Origin of the sequence: Dokdonia sp. Dokd-P16 (assembly GCF_003095655.1) — a bacterium.
GTDB lineage: Bacteria > Bacteroidota > Bacteroidia > Flavobacteriales > Flavobacteriaceae > Dokdonia.
This window is the reverse complement of record NZ_CP029151.1, coordinates 1,049,304-1,070,150: the sequence shown is the minus strand read 5'-3', so window position 1 is coordinate 1,070,150 and position 20,847 is coordinate 1,049,304. Positions and strand designations below refer to the sequence as shown.

Annotated in this window: 18 protein-coding genes and 1 tRNA gene; 6 read left to right on the top strand and 13 right to left on the bottom strand. The window is 38.1% G+C overall.

The window, feature by feature from the left end:
* Position 1: 1 nt before the first annotated feature.
* Genes DCS32_RS04835 through DCS32_RS04815 form a run of 5 tightly spaced genes read right to left on the bottom strand, consistent with a single transcriptional unit; the run spans position 2 to position 2,380 of the window.
* A complete protein-coding gene (locus DCS32_RS04835) occupies positions 2-484 on the bottom strand; it encodes a YciI family protein (RefSeq protein ID WP_108877238.1) in 483 nt (160 codons plus the stop codon).
* A gap of 1 nt (position 485) precedes the next feature.
* Positions 486-953: a CYTH domain-containing protein gene (locus tag DCS32_RS04830; protein WP_204161800.1), complete on the bottom strand. Its 468-nt coding sequence runs from the start codon at positions 951-953 to the stop codon at positions 486-488.
* Positions 954-976: 23 nt separating this feature from the next.
* Positions 977-1,354 carry a VOC family protein gene (locus DCS32_RS04825; RefSeq protein WP_108877236.1) on the bottom strand — a complete coding sequence of 126 codons (378 nt, stop codon included), beginning with the start codon at positions 1,352-1,354 and terminating at the stop codon, positions 977-979.
* 5 nt (positions 1,355-1,359) lie between these two features.
* Positions 1,360-1,728, bottom strand: coding sequence for a VOC family protein (locus tag DCS32_RS04820; RefSeq protein WP_108877235.1), 369 nt, complete (start codon positions 1,726-1,728; stop codon positions 1,360-1,362).
* A complete protein-coding gene (locus tag DCS32_RS04815; protein ID WP_108877234.1) occupies positions 1,712-2,380 on the bottom strand; it encodes an NAD(P)H-binding protein in 669 nt (222 codons plus the stop codon). Before DCS32_RS04815 ends, DCS32_RS04820 begins: the two co-directional genes overlap by 17 nt.
* A gap of 57 nt (positions 2,381-2,437) precedes the next feature.
* Between DCS32_RS04815 and dinB the strand changes: the two genes are divergently transcribed.
* A complete protein-coding gene (gene dinB / locus DCS32_RS04810) occupies positions 2,438-3,550 on the top strand; it encodes a DNA polymerase IV (protein WP_108877233.1) in 1,113 nt (370 codons plus the stop codon).
* A gap of 59 nt (positions 3,551-3,609) precedes the next feature.
* Here the strand turns inward: dinB and DCS32_RS04805 are convergent, their stop codons facing one another.
* From DCS32_RS04805 to DCS32_RS04785, 5 genes are all read right to left on the bottom strand, one after another.
* Complete coding sequence (locus tag DCS32_RS04805) at positions 3,610-4,713, bottom strand: DUF4407 domain-containing protein (protein WP_108877232.1); 1,104 nt, start codon at positions 4,711-4,713, stop codon at positions 3,610-3,612.
* 211 nt (positions 4,714-4,924) lie between these two features.
* On the bottom strand, positions 4,925-6,202 hold the full coding sequence (locus tag DCS32_RS04800; protein WP_108877231.1) for a mechanosensitive ion channel family protein: 1,278 nt from the start codon (positions 6,200-6,202) through the stop codon (positions 4,925-4,927).
* An 85-nt stretch (positions 6,203-6,287) separates the two neighbouring features.
* Positions 6,288-8,441: a M56 family metallopeptidase gene (locus tag DCS32_RS04795; protein WP_108877230.1), complete on the bottom strand. Its 2,154-nt coding sequence runs from the start codon at positions 8,439-8,441 to the stop codon at positions 6,288-6,290.
* Complete coding sequence (locus tag DCS32_RS04790) at positions 8,438-8,809, bottom strand: BlaI/MecI/CopY family transcriptional regulator (RefSeq protein WP_108877229.1); 372 nt, start codon at positions 8,807-8,809, stop codon at positions 8,438-8,440. Before DCS32_RS04790 ends, DCS32_RS04795 begins: the two co-directional genes overlap by 4 nt.
* Before the next feature lie 262 nt (positions 8,810-9,071).
* Positions 9,072-10,460, bottom strand: a complete 1,389-nt coding sequence (locus DCS32_RS04785) for a dipeptidase (protein WP_108877228.1) — start codon at positions 10,458-10,460, stop codon at positions 9,072-9,074.
* A gap of 288 nt (positions 10,461-10,748) precedes the next feature.
* Between DCS32_RS04785 and DCS32_RS04780 the strand changes: the two genes are divergently transcribed.
* A complete protein-coding gene (locus DCS32_RS04780) occupies positions 10,749-12,134 on the top strand; it encodes a cell wall anchor protein (protein ID WP_239057563.1) in 1,386 nt (461 codons plus the stop codon).
* A gap of 179 nt (positions 12,135-12,313) precedes the next feature.
* Positions 12,314-12,395 (top strand) — tRNA-Leu (locus DCS32_RS04775).
* Between the two features lie 147 nt (positions 12,396-12,542).
* On the opposite strand, the gene DCS32_RS04770 is transcribed toward DCS32_RS04775, so the two are convergent.
* Genes DCS32_RS04770 through DCS32_RS04760 form a run of 3 tightly spaced genes read right to left on the bottom strand, consistent with a single transcriptional unit; the run spans position 12,543 to position 16,409 of the window.
* On the bottom strand, positions 12,543-13,487 hold the full coding sequence (locus tag DCS32_RS04770; protein WP_108877226.1) for a carbohydrate kinase family protein: 945 nt from the start codon (positions 13,485-13,487) through the stop codon (positions 12,543-12,545).
* The gene (locus DCS32_RS04765; protein ID WP_108877225.1) at positions 13,477-14,826 is read right to left on the bottom strand and encodes a sugar porter family MFS transporter; all 1,350 of its coding nucleotides are present in this window, start codon (positions 14,824-14,826) and stop codon (positions 13,477-13,479) included. Before DCS32_RS04765 ends, DCS32_RS04770 begins: the two co-directional genes overlap by 11 nt.
* Before the next feature lie 41 nt (positions 14,827-14,867).
* Complete coding sequence (locus DCS32_RS04760) at positions 14,868-16,409, bottom strand: glycoside hydrolase family 32 protein (RefSeq protein ID WP_108877224.1); 1,542 nt, start codon at positions 16,407-16,409, stop codon at positions 14,868-14,870.
* Positions 16,410-16,615: 206 nt separating this feature from the next.
* On the opposite strand from DCS32_RS04760, the gene DCS32_RS04755 reads away from it, so the two are divergent.
* The 3 genes from DCS32_RS04755 to DCS32_RS04745 all read left to right on the top strand — a co-directional run bounded on the left by DCS32_RS04755 (position 16,616) and on the right by DCS32_RS04745 (position 20,772).
* Entirely contained in the window at positions 16,616-17,656 is a 1,041-nt protein-coding gene (locus tag DCS32_RS04755; protein ID WP_108877223.1) for a LacI family DNA-binding transcriptional regulator, read from the top strand.
* 78 nt (positions 17,657-17,734) lie between these two features.
* Entirely contained in the window at positions 17,735-18,391 is a 657-nt protein-coding gene (gene pgmB / locus DCS32_RS04750) for a beta-phosphoglucomutase (protein ID WP_108877222.1), read from the top strand.
* A gap of 89 nt (positions 18,392-18,480) precedes the next feature.
* Entirely contained in the window at positions 18,481-20,772 is a 2,292-nt protein-coding gene (locus DCS32_RS04745) for a glycoside hydrolase family 65 protein (RefSeq protein ID WP_108877221.1), read from the top strand.
* Positions 20,773-20,847 lie beyond the last annotated feature (75 nt).

Sequence of the window (20,847 nt, the reverse complement as noted above, 5' to 3'; positions counted from 1 at the left end):
TTTATCTCAAAGCAAAGCCTTTTCCAGCCCAAAGCGGTTTTATATCTACTACCAGTCGGCCACTTTGTACTGCGGGATCTAAGCGTACTAGACTATCTGCTGTAGCAAGATTTGGGACATTGTAAATTGTAATTCCTTGGGTCACCCCTAAGCTATCTTCTAGAGGTCCAGATATATCCGCATAGCCTAACTCGTACATACGACCTAGATGTGCGCGGTGTCCTTTCTGAATCTTTGTAGCTTCTTCCTCATCCTGTGATCTATTAGGTCCTGTATTGAGAAAAGCTAAAAAGTACTTTTGCATAATTATCGTGTCCTGAATATCATTATCGTAATAATCGAATATCTCAAAACCATTGGCTTTAAGATCTGCAATTTGTTGTGCTTTAGTAGGTGAAGCTGCGACTGTGCTAGTGTTTGTCTCAACCTTAGATTGACAACTTAATAGTAGTACGAGTGCTAAGAAAGTGAATGTAATTTTCATATTACCAATCCTTAAAAGGATTCTTAGATAGCTGCGAGTTATAATACTTGTTATCTCCAGTCACTTCTTGACCTATCCATTCTGGTGTTGTAAAATCTTCTTTTTCAGAGTTAAGTTCGATTTCGGCAACGGTGAGTCCTTCGTTTTCTCCATAAAATTCATCTATTTCCCAGGTGTGATTACCTACGGTATACTCGTAACGTGTTTTATCTATAACTCCGGGAAGACATAGTGATAGAAGCATTTGCGCCTTGTCTACTGCGATTTCTTCTTCTACTTCTACACGCGTAGTACCGCTATCGTTTGATTTTCCTTTAATGGTAAGAAAGCCTTTCTCGCCTTTAATGCGCACTCTTACAGTTCGCTCAGGATCTGTACTTAGATATCCTTGAGTAATGCGAGTTGCCTTTTGAGCAACTTCTTTAAAAGCTGCTGAGGTTACTAGGAATTTTCGTTCTATTTCTAACATAATGTTGCTGTTATATCTAGCCTTTAGTTAACGCGCCACGGCGGGTTTTTGCGATTATCACCAGCGTAGTAAAGAATAATTTGATTCCCATCTGGATCCTTAAGTCTTGCCTCTCGCCACAACCACGACTGGTCTGTGGGCAATAGGTCAAAAGTAACATTCTCCCCTTGTAATCGTGCCACTTCTTGATCTAAACGCTCTGTTTCAAAATATACCGTTACCCCAGCACCTGTAGGTAGCTCATCTACAATATGTATAGAAAATGTAGCATCTCCTTCGGGGCATTCAAAACGTGCATAATGTGGCAAGGCTTTTACAATAAGGCGCATTCCCAGTTGCTCATAAAAAGCAATGGAAGTTACAAGATCTAGTGACGGTACGGTGATTTGGTTGAGGTTCATAGCGTTTATTTTTGCCAAGGAGTTACGGTGGTAGGTGTATCCTTTTGGTAAAGCACCACATTATTCCCATCGGGATCTCGTAGTGTTAAGTCCTTGCCACCCCAGTCTCTGTATATGGTGGGGATGAGTACGCTTTCGCGAAAGCGTAATTCAAACCTCTCAATACTGTCTGTTTCAAAGTAAACGGTTACGGGTTGTACTGGAAGCTTGGGATTAAAATAAGCTGTAAAAATGACTTCGTGTTCCTTGTTTTCAAAATGTGCGTGATGCTGAGGCTCGTGTTCAATAAGTTCCATACCAATGCCTGTATAAAACGCAATTGCAGCTTCAAGGTCTCGAGACGGAATTGTGATATGATTAAACTCTATAGGCACTGCTTAGTTCTTTAATCTCAATATTTGTGATGTTTGTGTGGGTTACTGTTTGTTTTGCAAGTTGTGCCATTGCTCTAGCAATATCTTTTGCTTGTGTAGACTTCCACTTTTTGAGAGGTCCTACCATAAAGAAGTCCATAACGGCCATCATCATTTTGAGCGCTTTCTCGCCTTTTCGGGCGTCATCTGGGCGGCCGTTTATAAAAGCAGGTTTAAGAATGTAGGTGTTCTCAATTCCTACCTTACTCAAGTCGCGCTCCATTTCACCTTTTGTGCGCACATAGAAAAACGGACTCTTAGCGGAAGTTCCCGCCGAAGAAATAACCATATAACTTGCTATCCCATTTTGTTTTGCTAGCTCGGCAGTGTGAATAGGAATGCCGTAGTCTATAGCGCGATACTTATCTCTATCTGGCGTTTGAGCTTTTGTGGTGCCTATGCAACAATAAACGACATCGCCTGTAAATTGCTTCTTGAAGGTATTTGTATCTAGCAAGTCACAGATAATCTCTTCTACCTTTTCGTGTGTAAAAGGGGTAGGCCGCCTTGTAAAGATTTTTACATTAGAAAATGCTGGGTCTTTTATGAGTAACTCTGTTAAAAGTTCGCCAGTAAGACCTGTGGCGCCGAGTATGATTGCTGTTTTAGACATACTCAAAGTTACGATTTATAGTACAAAACCTTCTGAGTACTTTGTAACTTGCATACAATGTCTGAGCTGCCTATAAAAAAGATAATTCACGTAGATATGGATGCATTTTATGCATCTGTAGAGCAGCTGGATAACCCGGATTTACGAGGTAAAGCTATTGCTGTAGGTGGCGGTGGAGAGCGTGGCGTGGTGAGTGCAGCGAGTTATGAGGCTCGTAAGTATGGCGTGCGGTCTGCTATGGCGGGTGCGCTTGCGCGAAAACTGTGTCCCGAGCTCATCTTTGTGAAGACCAATTTTGACAGGTACAAAGAAATTTCGGCACAGATACGAGAGGTTTTTTATGAGTTTACTGATCTTGTAGAGCCACTATCTCTTGATGAAGCCTACCTAGATGTTACCGAAAATAAAATAGGAATGCCTAGCGCAACTGTTATTGCCTCGTGGATACGACAACGCATTAAAGAAAAAACAGGACTAGATGCGAGTGCTGGAATAAGCATCAATAAGTTTATTGCCAAGGTTGCCAGCGATATTAATAAGCCTAACGGCCAAAAGACAATCCCGCCAGAGGAAGTTATTGAGTTTCTTGAGAAATTAGATATTAGAAAATTTTACGGTATAGGTAAGAAGACTGCCGAGAAGATGTACTTACATGGCATCTTTACAGGCATGGATATGAAGATGAAATCTAAGGAATATCTCTCTGAAAACTTCGGGAAGAGTGGTGCTTATTATTACGATATCGTGCGTGGAATCCAGTATAGTGAGGTGAGACCTAACCGTATTAGAAAGTCACTAGCCGCCGAGCGTACCTTTTCTGAAAACATCACTTCGGAGATTTTTATGCTCGAAAAATTAGATCTTATTGCAGAAGAGGTAGAGAAGCGTCTCGCTAAAAGTCAAGTCGCAGGGAAGACTATTACCCTAAAAATAAAGTACTCAGACTTTACATTACAAACTCGGTCTAAAACACTAGAGCTCTATGTGCGGTCAAAGGAAATTATTTTAGAAACTGCAAAGGATTTGCTTTATCAAGAGAAAATGAAAAATAGCGTGCGCCTTTTAGGAATCTCACTGTCTAATCTCAATACCGAAGACCGTAAAAAGAAGGATGCAGAAAAGGCTGTAAAAGAAGAAGAGATCGATGTACAGATGCGCTTTACCTTTTAGCCACTCACATTTCTAAAGATTCTACCTAAAATTCATCTTAGGAAGAAGAATCAAATTTATTATCCCAAAATTTTAGTTTGCCGCCTGTAAAAGGCATCCTGCTGGCGTTTCATAATTTCTTTAGCCATTTTTTTCTTGTAGTTGTATAGCTCTTCATCTTGAGCGATGTCTGTATACACGCGATCATTTACAATGTGATCTGTCTCTGTAAGTATCTTACGTTGTAAGGCTTTTTGTGCGCTCCATTCTTTTATGGTAAGCTCGTGGTCTGCAAGCTTTATATCATACTCACCCATAGGCGAGATGAGCTTAGAAAATATGGGAGCTGTCTCTATCGCAAGAAAGAGTAAGAAAATAAATAGCGAGGGTAACCACGGTAATTCTTTCATCGCGTCTATGCGGGCCATTAGTCCGTCAAAGTTATTAATGATAGGTTGACTAGTGCTTACAGCAGTGTTGAACTCATCGCGCAGTTGTATTTTTTGCACTTCGGCTTGAGCTATTTTTTCTGCATTAGTGGTTTTAAGAAGAGCGAGCTCCGCAAGCGCAGCGTCGTGTTTATCACGTTTTTCTTGATATACGGGTCCTTTGCCTAGAAGTTCTGTCCCAGCAGTGCCTTCTGCCTCGTCTATGTAGATTTCATATAGGTTATTTACTTCTGTCTCTTTGGTAGCGATTTCTTGTTTTGCGGCAGCTATTTGGTCATCCAGTTTATTGATTTCTGGGGTGTACTGCGCGAGTATCTCTCCTTGATTTTGAACGGTAAACTCATTTTTTTGACTGAGCATCACGCGGTCTATTTCTTTTTCAAAGATTTTAAGTTCCAGTGGTTTTGAGATTACTACAGCGATAATGACCGCAAGAATAAGTCTAGGTATTGACATCCCAAATTCTTTCCACCACTGGTCGCGTTTCTTAAGTGTGGAGACAATAAACCGATCAAGATTAAAAATAACTAGTCCCCACAATAAGCCAAAAAGTATGGCTCTATACACATTATCAAAAACGGTAAAAAGCGCATAGGTTGCTGCGATGGTTGCAAGTACTGCTGTAAAAAATACAGTAGCACCTATACCTGCATATTTATTTTTTTCTCCACGAGAGCAGGTATCTAGCACGTCACGATCTGCTCCAGAGCAGAGGATAAAGAAAGATTGAATCATAGTACGGTTCGTTTATTTAGTAGTCGCTGGGTGATTGAGGTCCAGCAAGATGATTGATGATGTGTGTGGTGTATAGAACGATGCTTTGGCAACTTTTCGTATGTGTTAATTTTTAGGGTAGCGCACGCGGTTGCCAGTCTCTATGATATAGAGACTGTATAAATTGTAAAATGTTGCAGTTTAATTCTTTTACGCTTTCGCGAAAGCGTACCTACTCAAAATCTGAAGAGTCAATAAATTTTGGAGAATTGTCACCACTTGGGTATTCAAATAATTCCAAATCAAAGTAAGATACGGCAGCTAGGAAATGATCAAAGAGATCTGCCATGATGTACTCATAATTTTCCCACTTTTTATCTTTGCTAAAACAGTACACCTCAAGAGGAACACCCTGAGCGGTAGGTGCAAGTTGGCGACACATAAGAAGCATCTCCTTGTTAATAGCGCTGTGATTTTGGATATAAGTTTCCATGTACTTACGGAAGAGCCCTATATTAGTAAGGTTTACACCGTTTATTTGTAAAGAGCGATCAATATCATCATCTGCATTGAGTCTGTCTAGTTTGCCTTGCATATTAATCAAGTAACTAGATACGAGGCCAATCTTTTTGAGTCTCTCTATATCATCGTTAGATAAAAATTTGATACTATCCTGTTTGATTAATAACGACCTTTTGATACGACGTCCAGGGCTATCTGTCATCCCTCTCCAGTTCTTAAAAGAATCTGAAATCAGAGAGTAGGTAGGAATTGTAGTAATGGTCATGTCAAAGTTTTGCACTTTTACAGTAGAAAGATTGATTTCAATCACATCACCATCTGCGCCAAATTTTTCAAAAGTAATCCAGTCACCTATGCGCACCATATCATTAATGGCAACCTGAATACTAGCTACAAAACCAAGAATGGTATCCTTAAAAATAAGGAGAATAATAGCAGATGCCGCTCCAAAAGTTCCTAAGGCAGCACCTATAGAAACATCTGTAAGTAAACTTATGGCATAGAAAATCATAAGAATCCATGCGATAATCATGAAGACTTGAATGTAACTATCTATAGGCTTATCCCTAAGACCGGGAACGGTTTTAAAATAATCTCGTAAAGTATGCAGAAACGCACGTATAATACGCAAGGCAAGTATAATACCTACGAGGGTAAGTAGTATAGAAAATAAACGTTGGATCTCTGGAAAGTCGCCTAAAACGATAGGCATAAAGCCTAACATGAGATAGAGCGGTAAAATATGAGCTAACCTGCGAGGAACTCTATTTTCAATAAGAAGATCATCAAAATTAGTTTTTGACCCTTTTGAAAAGCGGTAAGCGATGGTCCTCAATACCTTGCGAAAAAGCCTGTCAACCAATAAAACTAAAATAACAAGGAGAACACCTAAAACGAGAGCATTCAGATATTTAGCAACATCATCAGATATTCCCCAGACTACGAAGTAGTCGTAAAAAAAACAGCTTAATTCCTTTTTATAATCCATTGCCGCAAAGCTACATATATCTATATGAATGGCTTTGCTATTGGCTTTGTTTTAAGAAATAAGCTGTGTGAAGTATAGCTTGTAATTATTCTTTGATTTTCACAAATTTGAAAGACGGTTTCTTCTTTTCGGAACCTCTTGATATAAGTACTGATTTATAACTAGCATCTAATTGGTTGAATTCATCTTCAGATAGTAGTTTATCATTCAAGTAATAATTTGCATTACTAGTAAAAAAATCTTTGATTATAATCATTTTGTTATGAAGTGATGATGTCTGAGTAGAAGTGTTTTTTTCTTTTATCTTTTGTAATGCTTGCTCTTTAGTAATTTCTTTCCCTTTAAACTCAAAAGTACCGCCATTTAGGGCGTGCTCTTCGATGTTTTTTGATAAAGAACCATTTTCATCATAACTTGCATTCACTTCGAAATGGTTGCTTTTTTGAGTTGAAATAGCGTCTTGTTCTCCAACTACTTTAGTTTTAATGTGACTAGTTCGTTGCATTACGCGTGTTGATTTGTTTGGTTTGCTGTAACTAGTACTAATATGAGTAACATCCTTATTGTCAATATTATTTTCTTCTAAAAATGAAGCGAGTTCTTTATCTGCTGTCTCGGTAAATTGTATTTTTTCTGATACCTCGTCTATTGTACTTACTGTAAAACCAACACTCTTAGGGTACGACTCTTGCGATACACTGCTAGCTGGATCTATGACTTCTTGATAAATAGTCTGGTACGTATTAGGATCTTTAAAAACGTATTCCCGCCCTTTTTGGCTTGAGTGGGTGGCACCTACTTTTTTACCTACTTTAGGTTTAATTGGCTCTGTACTTCCTATAAAAGTTTTGGGTGGATTGCTGTATGGATACGGTGTTTTAATTTCTGTTACACCACTTTTTGCAAGGCGTATAGCTTCTTCATAAGTCACTTCCTTGCCGTCATAGATAAAAAGGCTGCCCAGTTTGTTCATTTTAAGTAAATGTTCTTCTGGAGATGGCGGTGGTGGTGGCGGAGGAAGCTCTCCTCTAGGTGCTGGTGGCGGTGGTGGGATAAGTTGTAAGTTGTTATTTGCTTTATACAGTTGTGTTTGTCTAAAAACAGCTTCTGCTTTATTGATGAAAGCTTCTGTATTGCCCTCGAAAATCATAGATCTCACAGGCGCTGCGAATTCTTCTTTTGTCCACTGTGCGGTGATGTTATTTATGCTTTCGCGAAAAGTATCAAGCGGACTATATTGTCCATTTACATAAATACTGTCATTTTTCACTTCAATAACGAGTGCATTTCTTCCATTGCGTTCTGCTCCATCTATGAATTGTGAGGTGTAGGTTGAAGTTTGAGGTGTTTTTTGATTTTTAGGTGCTTCTTGAGCAATGATTCCTTGATTAAAGAATAGTAGGCAAATTGCAACTACAGGAATGAGTAGCAATGCGCGCAGCACTACCTTTTTGCGACTAAATGATTGTGATAACATAATGATTCGTTTTTTTGTTAATGAATAATTAAAAGGACTCTCGAGCGCAGTGTGATGAGCACTGCTTGCATAACTTAAGAGTATATTTTGATATATAGCAATATTACTATCAGTAGCTATGGCACCTTGATCTGCTAGAAATTCGTGATTTAATTTTATAGAACTTTTATAAAGCCACACCAGCGGATTAAACCAGAAAATAACCTGTATAAATTCTATGGCAATAATATCTAAGGAGTGCTTTTGGCGCACGTGAGTTGCCTCGTGAGCAAGTACTTCTGGAGCTATTTCCTTATGTATGTATGATTGTCTGTTTACAAAAACCCACTTAAGAAAAGAGTGTGGTGCCATCACTTGCTCGAGTAAAGCAAGCGTAAAGTGTGATGATGGGTGAAGCTCTGCCTGATGTATCTTTCTCTTTAAGCGCACAAGATTTACAATAAAACGAGTTCCAAAAATGAATACCCCTAGAAGGTATATTCCCCAGATAACAGTGCTTGTGTAATCTACACCAGTAACTTGAGGAGCCTGAACGGGAGCAGAAACTGTCTCAACATATTCTTGAAATATTGGAGTAATCTGTGATGCTTTTGCTGCTTGGTATGTAAAGGTGATAAGCGGTATGGTAAATGAAAATACAAGACTTGATAGGAGGAAAAACCTTTTAAAGTGGTGCATCGCTTTTCCTTCTAGCGCTAGCTTATAAAACCCAAACAAGATGCCCAAGCATAAAGCGCTTTTTAAGAGATAGATGAGTATCATTTCTTTTTGGCTTTAAGTTGGTTATCTATGATTTGTTTTAACTCCTCTAGTTCTTGCTGTGAGAGATCTGTCTCACGGGTAAAGAATGAAGCAAACTGCCCAGCGCTATCATTAAAGAAATTTTTAATCAGCCCATTTACGTGTTTTGAGAAGTAATCTGTCTTCTTTACAAGAGGAAAGTATTCCCTAGAACGGCCGTACTGTTTATAATCTACAAACTTCTTGTCTTGCATACGCTTAAGTAGCGTTGCGATTGTTGTGGTCGCTGGCTTTGGGTCTGGATATGCCTCTATGAGATCTTTCATAAAAGCCTTTTCCTGGTTCCAGAGCATTTGCATAAGCTGTTCTTCAGAAGTGGATAGTGCCATAATGTTCTACAGTGTTAGAATGTACTCTACAAATGTAGAATAATATTTTAATTCTACAAGTGTAGAGTTAAGATGTTTTAAGATAACTGTTTGTAAGTGTGCTTTTTTATGCTTTCGCGAAAGCGTAATTACCCTACTTCATATCAATAGGAGATAGGCTTCTGTCTATTGTCTGGCTTCGTTTTTTGAAAAATAGTGGAATAAAAAAGCGCCTTAGTAATTACTAGATTACCAAAACGCTTTTTTAAAATAAGAAATGTGATTACTTACTCATCTCTGTAAAATACTGATAGAAATAAGGAATGGTTTCTATTCCTTTTAAATAATTCCATACGCCAAAATGCTCATTAGGTGAGTGTATGGCATCACTATCTAATCCAAAGCCCATAAGGATAGTTTTACTTTTAAGTTCTTTTTCAAATAAAGCTACAATCGGAATACTACCTCCACTGCGTTGCGGTATAGGTGTTTTTCCAAAAGTTTGCTCATAAGCCTTCTCGGCAGCTTGATATGCCATATTATCTATAGGAGTTACATAGCCTTGACCTCCGTGATGCGGTGTTACTTTTACAGTCACTCCGGCAGGTGCAATACCTTCAAAATGTGTTTTAAAGAGTTCTGTAATTTCTTCCCACTCTTGGTGTGGGACTAGTCGCATTGATATTTTTGCATACGCCTTGCTGGCAATCACTGTTTTGGCTCCTTCTCCAGTATATCCTCCCCAGATACCGTTTACGTCTAGGGTAGGGCGTATAGAGTTACGTTCATTTGTAGTGTACCCCTTTTCTCCATAAACAGCATCTATGTCTAGGGCTTCTTTATACTCATCAAGTGAGAATGGTGCTTCACCCATTTTATCGCGCTCTGCCTGTGTGAGTTCCTCTACCTTGTCATAAAAGCCCTTAACCGTGATGTGATTATTCTCATCGTGTAGTGAGGCAATCATTTTTGATAAGACATTAATGGGGTTTGCTACGGCACCACCATAAAGACCAGAGTGAAGGTCGCGGTTAGGTCCAGTAACTTCTACCTCCACATAACTTAAACCGCGTAGACCGGTTGTGATAGATGGAATATCATTTGCAATCATTCCAGTATCTGAGATAAGGATGACATCATTTGCAAGTTTTTCTTGATTACGTTCCAGATACCAAGCAAGGTTTGCGCTTCCTACTTCTTCTTCACCTTCTATCATAAACTTCACATTACAAGGAAGTCTATCATTTGCAACCATATACTCAAGCGCTTTTACGTGCATATACATTTGCCCCTTGTCATCACAAGCGCCACGTGCAAAGATGGCACCGTCTGGATGTTTATCTGTTTTTTTAATTACAGGTTCAAATGGTGGAGAATCCCATAGTTCTATAGGATCTGCTGGTTGTACATCATAGTGACCATACACGAGAACTGTAGGTAAGTTTTTATCTATAATCTTATCTGCATACACAATTGGGTATCCAGGGGTCTCACAAATTTCTACTGTATCGCAGCCAGCATCACGTAAACTCTGCGCTACAGTTTCTGCTGTTTCTTTAGTAGATGACGCAAATGCTGGATCTGCGCTCACACTTGGTAATTTTAATAACTCAATAAGTTCGTTTAAGAATCGATCTTTATGTTCAGCTATATATTCTTTAGAATTTTTCATCAAATAGTAATTTTTTCAAAAGTACAAATAAGAGAAATTCTTTAGGAGCCTGTAACTTTTTAGATAATATATTTTTACTTTATAACTTTCATTTTGTGTGAAATATTACAAGTAACAAATCATTAAAAAAATGCATTTATAATTAAAATAATAAAATATTGTGTATTTCATCGATTAAAATGTTAATTACAACGTGATTATTAGTGTTAAAATTTACTTTTACCTAAAAACATCATGAGGTATACAATTACATTTTTATCTTTTCTGGGCTGTTTTTTGACTTTAAATATGACAGCACAGGTTGGAATCAACACAACTAGTCCTGACCCATCAGCGGTTCTTGATATACAATCTGAAGTAGGGGGGCTTTTGACACCTAGAATGACGTCTACACAGAGATTAGCCATATCAACTCCAGCACAAGGATTGTTAGTTTACGATATTACTTTGGAATCTTTTTATTATTATGAAGGCGGATGGCAGAGAATAAGTATTAATAATTCTAGAGTAAATTATAAATTAGTTAAGGATGCATCAGATCTGGCAGAAGAGCTTGCTGCTGGTGGTGGTTCTACTTATTTATTAAATTCAAATTTTCTATACGAAATTAATGGAACAATTGTTTTGGGTGCTCCTATAAATATGAATGGTGCTTACATTGAAGGAGTAGATTCTTCTCAAGATATACTGGCTAATACTTCTGGAGTAGCACTTTTTCAAGGATCGCCGGGTAGAATAAGAAATATCACCATATCAGGAGGAAACGCTCCTATTTTTGATATTACTGGGACGGGGTCAGACTTATTGGTAGTTAATAATACTGTGTTCACTGGGGCTAGCACTATGGGGACATTACATTCTCTAGGAACGGCTTTTTTTAGTATTGCTCAATACGTAAATAACAATGATGGTTTTGATCTATCTGATATTGGTTCTTTGCTTATGAGTAATGTTTTTTGGACGACTTCAAATACGGGAACATTTGCGACTGTTTCAGGAACCTTTAATAATTTTCAAATGTCAAGTGGTAGGATAGAAGCAGACGCAGGTGAAGTAGGAATAGATGTAAGTGCAAATCCTACTATTGTTAATGAGGCTAGTTTAAATGGACTAAGCTTTGTAGGCGCTGGGACATTAGTGTCTGGATATACTACTGGAAGTTATACGGATTTTAGTTTTACTACAGACTGGAATGTTAACTGCTCAGGTATTCCTACAGAGACTGATGATCAATCTACTGCCAATTTTTACAGTACTGCGGCAATAACTACTGGCTTTTCTCAAAGCATAACTAGTAGTACAGCGGTTCCAATAGTAGGTAATGGAGCTTTTGATAATACAGAGTTATTTCGTTTTCAATCAAATGCGGCAAATAATAGATTGATATATGAAGGTAAGAAAATTAGAAATTTTCAAGTTAGTGCATCATTATCCGTTCGCGTCTCAGGCGCTGCAGGTAACTTTTATAGTTTTATAATCGCAAAAAATGGAGCTGTAGTAGATGATTCTGATGCATTGGTGCTTATTGAAAATGATACACAAATACAATCTGTGTCTATAAATACGGTTGTCACTATGGAGAGTGGAGATTTTATAGAAATATACGCGCAACGATTAACCGGAAGTGGTACAGATACGCTTATTGTATTTTCAGAAAATTTAACAATTCGATAAGGATTATTTTAAAGCGATTCACAGGCTTCATAATCAATAAACTAGCATGAGTAACTGTTGATTTATTTGGAGGATGCGAGAATAAAATGTATTTTTTTTCAATTATTTATTTTGAGATTGAAAAAAAGTATTATATTTGCACCCCGTTACGAAGTTATTACGTGACGATGTATTGAAATGCGGGCGTGGTGGAATTGGTAGACACGCCAGACTTAGGATCTGGTGCCTCACGGTGTGGAAGTTCGAGTCTTCTCGCCCGTACAAAAACCTCTCAAGAAATTGGGAGGTTTTCTTTTGCAATAAACTTTCAGAACACAAAACAACAAAGCCGACCTTTGAAAAGTCGGCTTTGTTGTTTTGTATACTTACGAAATATATTGAATTCAAATTTTCGCGAAAGCGTGATTACTAAATATCATCAAGTAGATCATTTACTTCATCATTATGCACCGTTGGATTTGCACCAGGTTTACCAGCTACTAAGCTGCCCATAGCACAAGCTACCTCAAGTGCATCATCTGCCGTTTCTCCAGATAATAAACCAAAGACTAAGGTTGCTAGAAAACTATCTCCAGCACCTACGGTGTCTGCCACTTTAGTTTTAAAACCTACTTGAGTGTGGATGCCACCTTTATGTAATAACATCGCTCCCTCTGCACCTAGTGTAACGCAAACGGTAGGAGTCTCTGTCATCGCACTAAGCATTTTAAGCTCATCCTCCAGCGTCTCGGCCTCTATACCCATTGCTAGCACAACAAGCTCTAGCTCTTCATCGTTGAGCTTTATCATATCTGCCGCTTCCATGAGCCCTACTACGACCTCAAGATCGTAATGTGGAGCACGAAGATTTAAGTCAAAAACCGTAAACTTAGATCGTTCTATAAGTACTTCTATTGCTTCAAGATTTACAGGAGGTGTAATTTCTTCTTCTGCGTCAAGTAGCAGAGTGTCAAGATTTACGCTTTCGCGAAAAACGAGACTCCCTATAATCAAGGCGTCTGCATTTGTAACTGCTGCTACATTATCTTCTGTCCATGCAATGTTATCCCAAGCAGCATTGTCTCCTATTTCGTAAGAAGCAACACCTTTCTTATCAAGATTAACGGTTACTTGACCCGTAGGCTTATCATTGCGTTGAATATATTTGGTTTTTAACCCAAGCTCTTTAATTTCGGCAAGTGCTTCTTTGCCTAAAGCATCATTACCTAGGGTGGAAATCATAGCTACATCTACTCCAAAAGAGTGTAAGCGCAACGCCACATTGAGTGGAGCGCCACCTAGATGTTTTTTATCTGGAAATACATCCCAAAGGATTTCGCCATAACAGGCAACTTTAAGTGGATTATTTGGCATGGTCTACAAGGTCTTTTTCTAGTTCTTCAAGGGTGCGTCCTTTGGTTTCTGGCATATATGTAATTGCCCATATCAATTGGAGTACCATCATCCCTGCAAAGAAATAATAAATATTCCAAAGATGGTCCCTCATGATCCCTTCTTTATCATCTATAAAAAATGGTGTCACGAGTGTGATGATAGCTGCAAATACCCAGTGGGTACTAGTTCCCCATGATTGACCATAAGCTCGCACGCGGTTGGGATATATTTCTGAGAGAAATACCCATATTACAGCTCCCTGACCTATAGCGTGTGATGCAACAAATGTGCAGATAAATATAAGTAACAATGTAGCGCTTAGCTCCATCTGGAAACATATACCTACCATAATTAGACTTATAATGTAGCCTATGGAGCCTATGATAATGAGTTGCCTTCTACCTAGTTTATCAAGTAAACGTATTCCTATAAAAGTAAATATGAGATTTACAATCCCTATAGAGATGGAATTAAAAAGTGACTCGGTTCCCCCTAAACCTGCTTGTTCTAAGATTTGAGGCGCGTAGTATAGCACAAAGTTGATTCCAGATAACTGATTAAAAAATGCAATGAGAAATCCTAGCCATAGTACTTTTGAATATTTCTTTTGGAAAAGATTTTCTGAGGTTTTAGTTTGCTGTAAATCTAGTTTTATTTCTTCTAGTCTAGACTGTGCAGCCCCAGCTCCTTCATATATTTTTTGTAAAACAAGCATTGCGCCTGCATCATCTTTTTTCTGTAGTACGAGCCACCTCGGGCTGTTAGGCACTTTCATTACCATAAGAGTGTATATAAGTGCAGGTATAGCTTCTACACCTAGCATCCATCGCCAGTCGTTTGTGCCGTCTACGCCTTTGAGTAACCAGTTTGATACAAAGGCAATGAGAATACCAAATACTAGCCAAAATTGATATAACCCACCTAGTTTGCCACGATTAGACTCTGAGCTTATCTCTGTGATATAAATAGGTGCAGCTACAGACGATACTCCTACACCTATGCCTCCTATAAATCGAAAGGCAGAAAAGGTATACGGATCTTGAGTAAGTGCGCATCCTAGGGCAGAGGCAAAAAATAAAATGCCTATCCAGAATAATGTCTTCTTTCTTCCCAGCATTTTTGTAGGAAGGCCACCTAACAATGATCCTATCACGGTTCCCCATAAAGCCATACTCATAATGAAAGTGCCATGCATAAATGGAGATAGGTTCCATAGTTCTTTAATAGGTGAGTTTGCCCCACTTATTACTACCGTGTCAAACCCAAATAAAAATCCGGCTAAGGCTACGGTGATACTCCATTTTGTAATTTCTTTCATATGCTTTTTTTTATGGTTGTGAGAGGTGATGTTCTAGTACACTACTTCCAGATTCGTTTTATTTTACTCACTTTTAAATTTGCGATTGTAGCATCCTCACTTGTAAATGTGAGTGCAGTAAATGGCGTGGTAGGAAAAATTTGATCTGTAAACACAGTACTTCCACCATCTATAAATATTTCTATAGAGGAAGCATCCATAAAAATGGAAATTGATACGTCCATATTATCATCTAAAATTGCTGGTGCGATATGAGTTTTTTCGGCAAATGTAGTGGAGAAATCTGTTAGTCCAGATGAGGTGCGGTCTAGCCAAAATTGACCTTCAGCGTTATACCCAAATTTGAGAGAATCGTTATTTGCATTAGAAAATGTCAATGTAAATGTGTCTAATTCTCCAGGAATTATAAAATCTAATCGTTGTTCATTATAATTATCACTGGAAAGTGACATGCCATCATTCATTGTTTCATGTGTCACTTTATCATAATTGTAATTTTCAATCGATGGTACAGGATAATTTTTTAAATAATATCCATTTTCTTCGTTTTTATGAAGCGTTAGCTTTCGTGAAAGCGTCATTGCACTGCGCCATACTTCTGTAGGTGTATCTCTAGCATAGTTCCAGTTACTCATCCATCCTATAAATGTTCGGTCATTATCTGCTAGGCCGTTATATGTGACGCCAGCATAATTATCTGTCCCATAATCTAGCCATTTTGTTTCTGTTTGATTTGGGGTAAATGTAGTTCCATCAAAATCACCAATGAAGTATTGCGTCCCAGAACCTCCATTAGGTGCTCCTGGGTTTATACTGATTAGTAATGCCCATTTTGTCTCATCACTTCCTGCAATCTGTAATGGAAATAAATCGGGACATTCCCAAACTCCACCATGTGCCCCTATATTTTTTCCAAACTCACTCATAAGAGTCCAGTATTTGAGATTTGGGCTACTATAAAATTTGGCGTGATCGCCAGCGACAAGTGTCATCACCCATTGCTCAGTATTTTCATCCCAGAATACTTTAGGATCTCTAAAGTCTTTGATGTTTCCGTCATTACTTATAACAGGGTTGCCACTGTATTTTTTCCAAGTTTCACCTTCATCTAGACTATAAGCTATACCCTGAGTTTGAAAATCTTTGCGTCCTGCTTTTTCACCTTCCATAAGGTGATAGGTGAAAATAGCAACCATAGGAGGATTGTCTTTTGTCCCTAAGCCAGAGGTGTTATGTATATCCATCACAGCGCTACCAGAAAAGATAAGACCTAGCTCATCAGGATATAAGGCAATGGGTTTGTGCTCCCAAGAGATAAGGTCTTTTGAGGTGGCGTGACCCCAGTGCATAGGTCCCCAGACAATGTCTTCTGGGTAATGCTGATAAAATAAGTGATAAGTGCCGTTGTGGTATATGAGGCCGTTAGGGTCATTCATCCACATTGTGGGAGGAGTGAAGTGGTATTGAGGGCGATAATTTTCGCGAAAGCGGTCTTCTACCACTGCCACTTCATTTACAGGAGTTGTTTTTTCTTTACAACCTATAAGAGTAAAAAGTGCAAGAATGATAAGAAGCTGCTTCATGTTTTGACTAGTTTTTAGACATAAATTGAACAAGTAGATTAATTTAAAATGATCTAAATGCTATTTAAAACATCCTAAAATAGAGCAAAAATTCACATTTTGATAATAAATATAATAACTTATTAAGAATACATCGTTTTCGTACCCAAAAGGATTTGTTTAAATTGTACTATAGCTTTTAGTAAGCCTATTTTTACGATACCATTATGAAAAGAAAACTCACCTTAAAATTAATTGCCAAAGAACTTGATGTTTCTATCTCTACTGTCTCAAAAGCACTGCGTGATAGTGCAGAAATAAGTGAAGACACACGCCAGAAGATTAAAGCCTTTGCAAAGCTGTATAATTATAAGCCTAATAATATCGCGTTAAGTCTTAAAAACAGGAAGACACGCACTATCGGGATTATTATACCGCAAATAGTGCATCACTTTTTTACCACTGTAATACGTGGAGTTGAGCAAATGGCGAGAGAGCACAATTACAATGTGATTATCACCCTTTCTAATAATGATTTTGATAAAGAGGTCCTTAATATGGAGCTACTCGCAAATGGTAGTACAGATGGATTTATCCTTTCTTTATCAAAAGAAACAATGCAAAAGGACGACTTTAGACACCTAACAGAGGCTATTGATCAAGGAATGCCTGTTGTAATGTTTGATCGTGTAGTAGATGAGATACCTTGTGACAAAGTACTTATAGATGACCGCGAGGGAGCAAAGCTAGGCGTAAACCACTTGATAAAAACAGGCTGTAAAAAAATAGCTATCATCACTACAGATGACTATATAACGATAGGTAAATTAAGAACAAAGGGTTACATAGAAGCATTAGAATCTGCAGGTATAAAAATAGATCCAGATCTTATTTTAAAACTAGATGCTATAGATGAGCTCAATGATAAGGCAAAAGCACGTATCAAACATTTCTTAAAAGGGAAGGACATAGATGGTGTATTTACGATAAATGAAATTTTTGCTGTGACCGCTGCCAAATATATTATGGAGGCAGACAAAAGCATACCTGAAGATGTGAGTATCGTGAGCTTCTCAGATGGTGAGTTGTCACAGCACTTTGTACCTAGCCTCACTACAGTAAGCCAGCACGGAGAACAAATGGGACGCAAGGCAGCAGAGCTTCTTATCAATAAATTAGAACGTCCAGAAGAGGAAATAGAGGAATACACAACGGCTTATATAGAAACGAGTCTTGTAGAACGAGAGAGTACGAAGCGAATTAAATAATAACGCTTTCGCGAAAAATTAAAATCACAAAAGCGATTGGTTTATCCATAAACCAATAGGCATGAAAATAACTTGACATTGAAAAAAAAAGCATTCTTATTTGACCTAGATGGCGTAATAGTAGATACAGCAAAATTTCATTACTTGGCATGGCGCAATCTCGCTAAGGAAATGAACTTTGATTTTACAGAAGAACAGAACGAACTTTTTAAAGGAGTAAGCCGTGTGCGATCGCTTGAAATCTTACTTGATCTAGCATCCTACGAAGCTACGCAAGAACAAAAAGAACACTGGCTTATACAGAAGAATGAAGAATACCTCAAATATATAGAGGGAATGGATGATAGTGAGATTCTTCCAGATGTAGTACGTGTATTAAACTTTTTACACGAAAAGAATCAAGGTGTCGCTCTTGGCAGTGCTAGTAAAAACGCTAGGCCTATCTTAACAAAACTTAATCTCATACAGAAATTTGAGGCTATTGTAGATGGTAATGATGTAACGGCTGCAAAGCCAGATCCAGAAGTATTTTTAAAAGGAGGAGAGGCTTTAAAAATAGAACGTACAGATTGTATTGTTTTTGAAGATTCTATTGCGGGAGTACAGGCGGCAAATGCTGCTGGAATGGTAAGTATAGGTATAGGAGAAAAAGATGTATTACATGAAGCAGATTATGTATTTACAGACTTTACAGAAATGAGTGACGCATTTTTATCCTCACTTATTGAAGCATAAGGTACTAGAAAAATAACAATTTATTTAATAAACGTTCTGTCGCACTAATTTGTAGGGTTAGGACTATTGTTTAAAATTTTATTGAGAGTATGCATATAGATTATATCACACCAAATAGTTGGTCCATTATAGAAGAGGGATGGAACCCAGATAACATAAAATCTTCAGAGAGTTTAATGGCACTGGGAAATGGAGCCATGGGGCAACGCGCAAATTTTGAAGAAGATTATAGCGGAGCAACTTTTCAAGGAAGCTATATAGGAGGTGTTTATTATCCAGATAAAACTCGTGTAGGCTGGTGGAAAAATGGATATCCAGAATACTTTGCAAAAGTGCTCAATGCTCCTAGCTGGATAGGTATAAAAGTGACTGTAAATGGTGAGAGCCTAGATTTACATACGTGTAAAGAGGTAAAAGATTTCCGTCGCGAACTTGATATGAAAAGCGGTGTATTGTACAGAAGCTTTAATGCGACCTTACAAAATGATGTAGATATTACAGTAAAGTCTACTCGCTTTTTGAGCATGAAAATGGATGAGCTAGGTGCTATTAACTACGAAGTAACACCTATTAATAAAGATGCAACTATAAGTTATGAACCATATTTAGATAGCGGCATAACTAATGAAGATTCTAATTGGGATGATAAGTTTTGGAACACGCTAGAGGTTTCAGAAGATGGTGATATGGCTTTTATCACGGCACACACCATGAAGACAGAGTTTCATGTGTGCACTATGATGCATAATAGCTTTAATATAGATGGTAGAAAGGTTGCGCTTTCGCGAAAGCGTACTAATACTACAGAAACATATATTGGGCATGTTTATGAAACAGAAATCTCTCAAGGAGAAACGTTTAGTATTCATAAATTAGGAGGATATGTAAGTAGCCTTAATCATGAGCAAGATAATCTTGTAAACGCTGCTACGACTGTAATTAATGAAGCAGCTGCAGTTGGTTTTGATGCGTTACAACAATTTCAAAAGGAGGTGTGGGCGAAGACCTGGGAAATGTCTGATATTACTATAGATGGTGACGTAAAGGCGCAACAAGGTATACGCTTTAATATCTTTCATCTCAATCAAACATATACGGGACAAGATAGCCGCCTTAATATAGGTCCAAAAGGATTTACAGGTGAGAAGTATGGAGGATCAACTTATTGGGATACGGAAGCATATTGTATACCTTTTTACATGGCAACTAAGGATCAACAAGTAGCTAGGCAGTTACTCACCTATCGTTATAATCAGCTGGATAAAGCTATTGAGAATGCAGAGAAGCTAGGCTTCTCAGGAGGTGCTGCATTATACCCTATGGTCACAATGAACGGGGAAGAGTGTCATAACGAGTGGGAGATTACCTTTGAGGAGATACACCGCAATGGCTCTATGGTATATGCTATTTATAACTATGAGCGTTACACAGGCGATACTACTTATATTCCAGAAATGGGGCTAGAAGTGATTATAGCTGTGGCACGTTTCTGGAGACAGCGAGCAACTTTTTCTAAGGCTAAGAATGCCTATGTGATTCTAGGAGTTACAGGGCCTAATGAATATGAAAATAATGTAAACAATAACTGGTTTACAAACTATATCGCAAAGTGGTGTATGGAGTTCGCTTTTGCGAAAGCAGAATTGATAAGAGATACTCAAAAGCAAGACTGGTCACGTATATCTGGTAAAACTCATCTGTCTTACGACGAGATGCTCTCTTGGAAATCTACGGCAGAACAGATGTATTTCCCATATTCTGAAGAGCATGACGTATTCTTGCAACAAGATGGCTTCTTAGATAAAGAATTAATCACTGTAGCAGATTTACCAAAATCCAACCGACCTATTAATCAAAAATGGTCTTGGGATCGCATCTTGCGTTCGCCGTATATTAAACAAGCAGACACGTTACAAGGCTTTTACTTTTTTGAAGATCATTTTACTCAGGAAAATCTAGAAAAGCACTTTGATTTCTATGAACCATTTACGGTACATGAAAGTTCGCTGTCGCCATGTGTGCATGCTATACAAGCAGCTAAACTTGGAAGAATGGACCAGGCTTACGAATTCTACTTGCGTACATCAAGACTTGATCTAGATGATTACAATAAAGAAGTAGAAGAAGGTTTACATATCACGAGTATGGCTGGAACCTGGCAGAGCGTAGTAGAAGGCTTTGGAGGAATGCGAGTTAAAAATGACACACTATCTTTTGAAACTAAAATTCCAGACGCATGGGAAGCTTATTCTTTTAAAGTAAACTTTAGAGGACAGATTCTTAAGGTTGAGGTCAATAAAAGTGAGACAGCATTTACACTTGTGAGCGGAGAAGCGCTAGATATTATTGTAAATGGTAATGAGCAAACAGTAAAAGCATAAGCTATCTTATACATAGCAAAAAACGCATCATAGAGATTCACTTTATGATGCGTTTTTATTTAATAAAACTAGTTT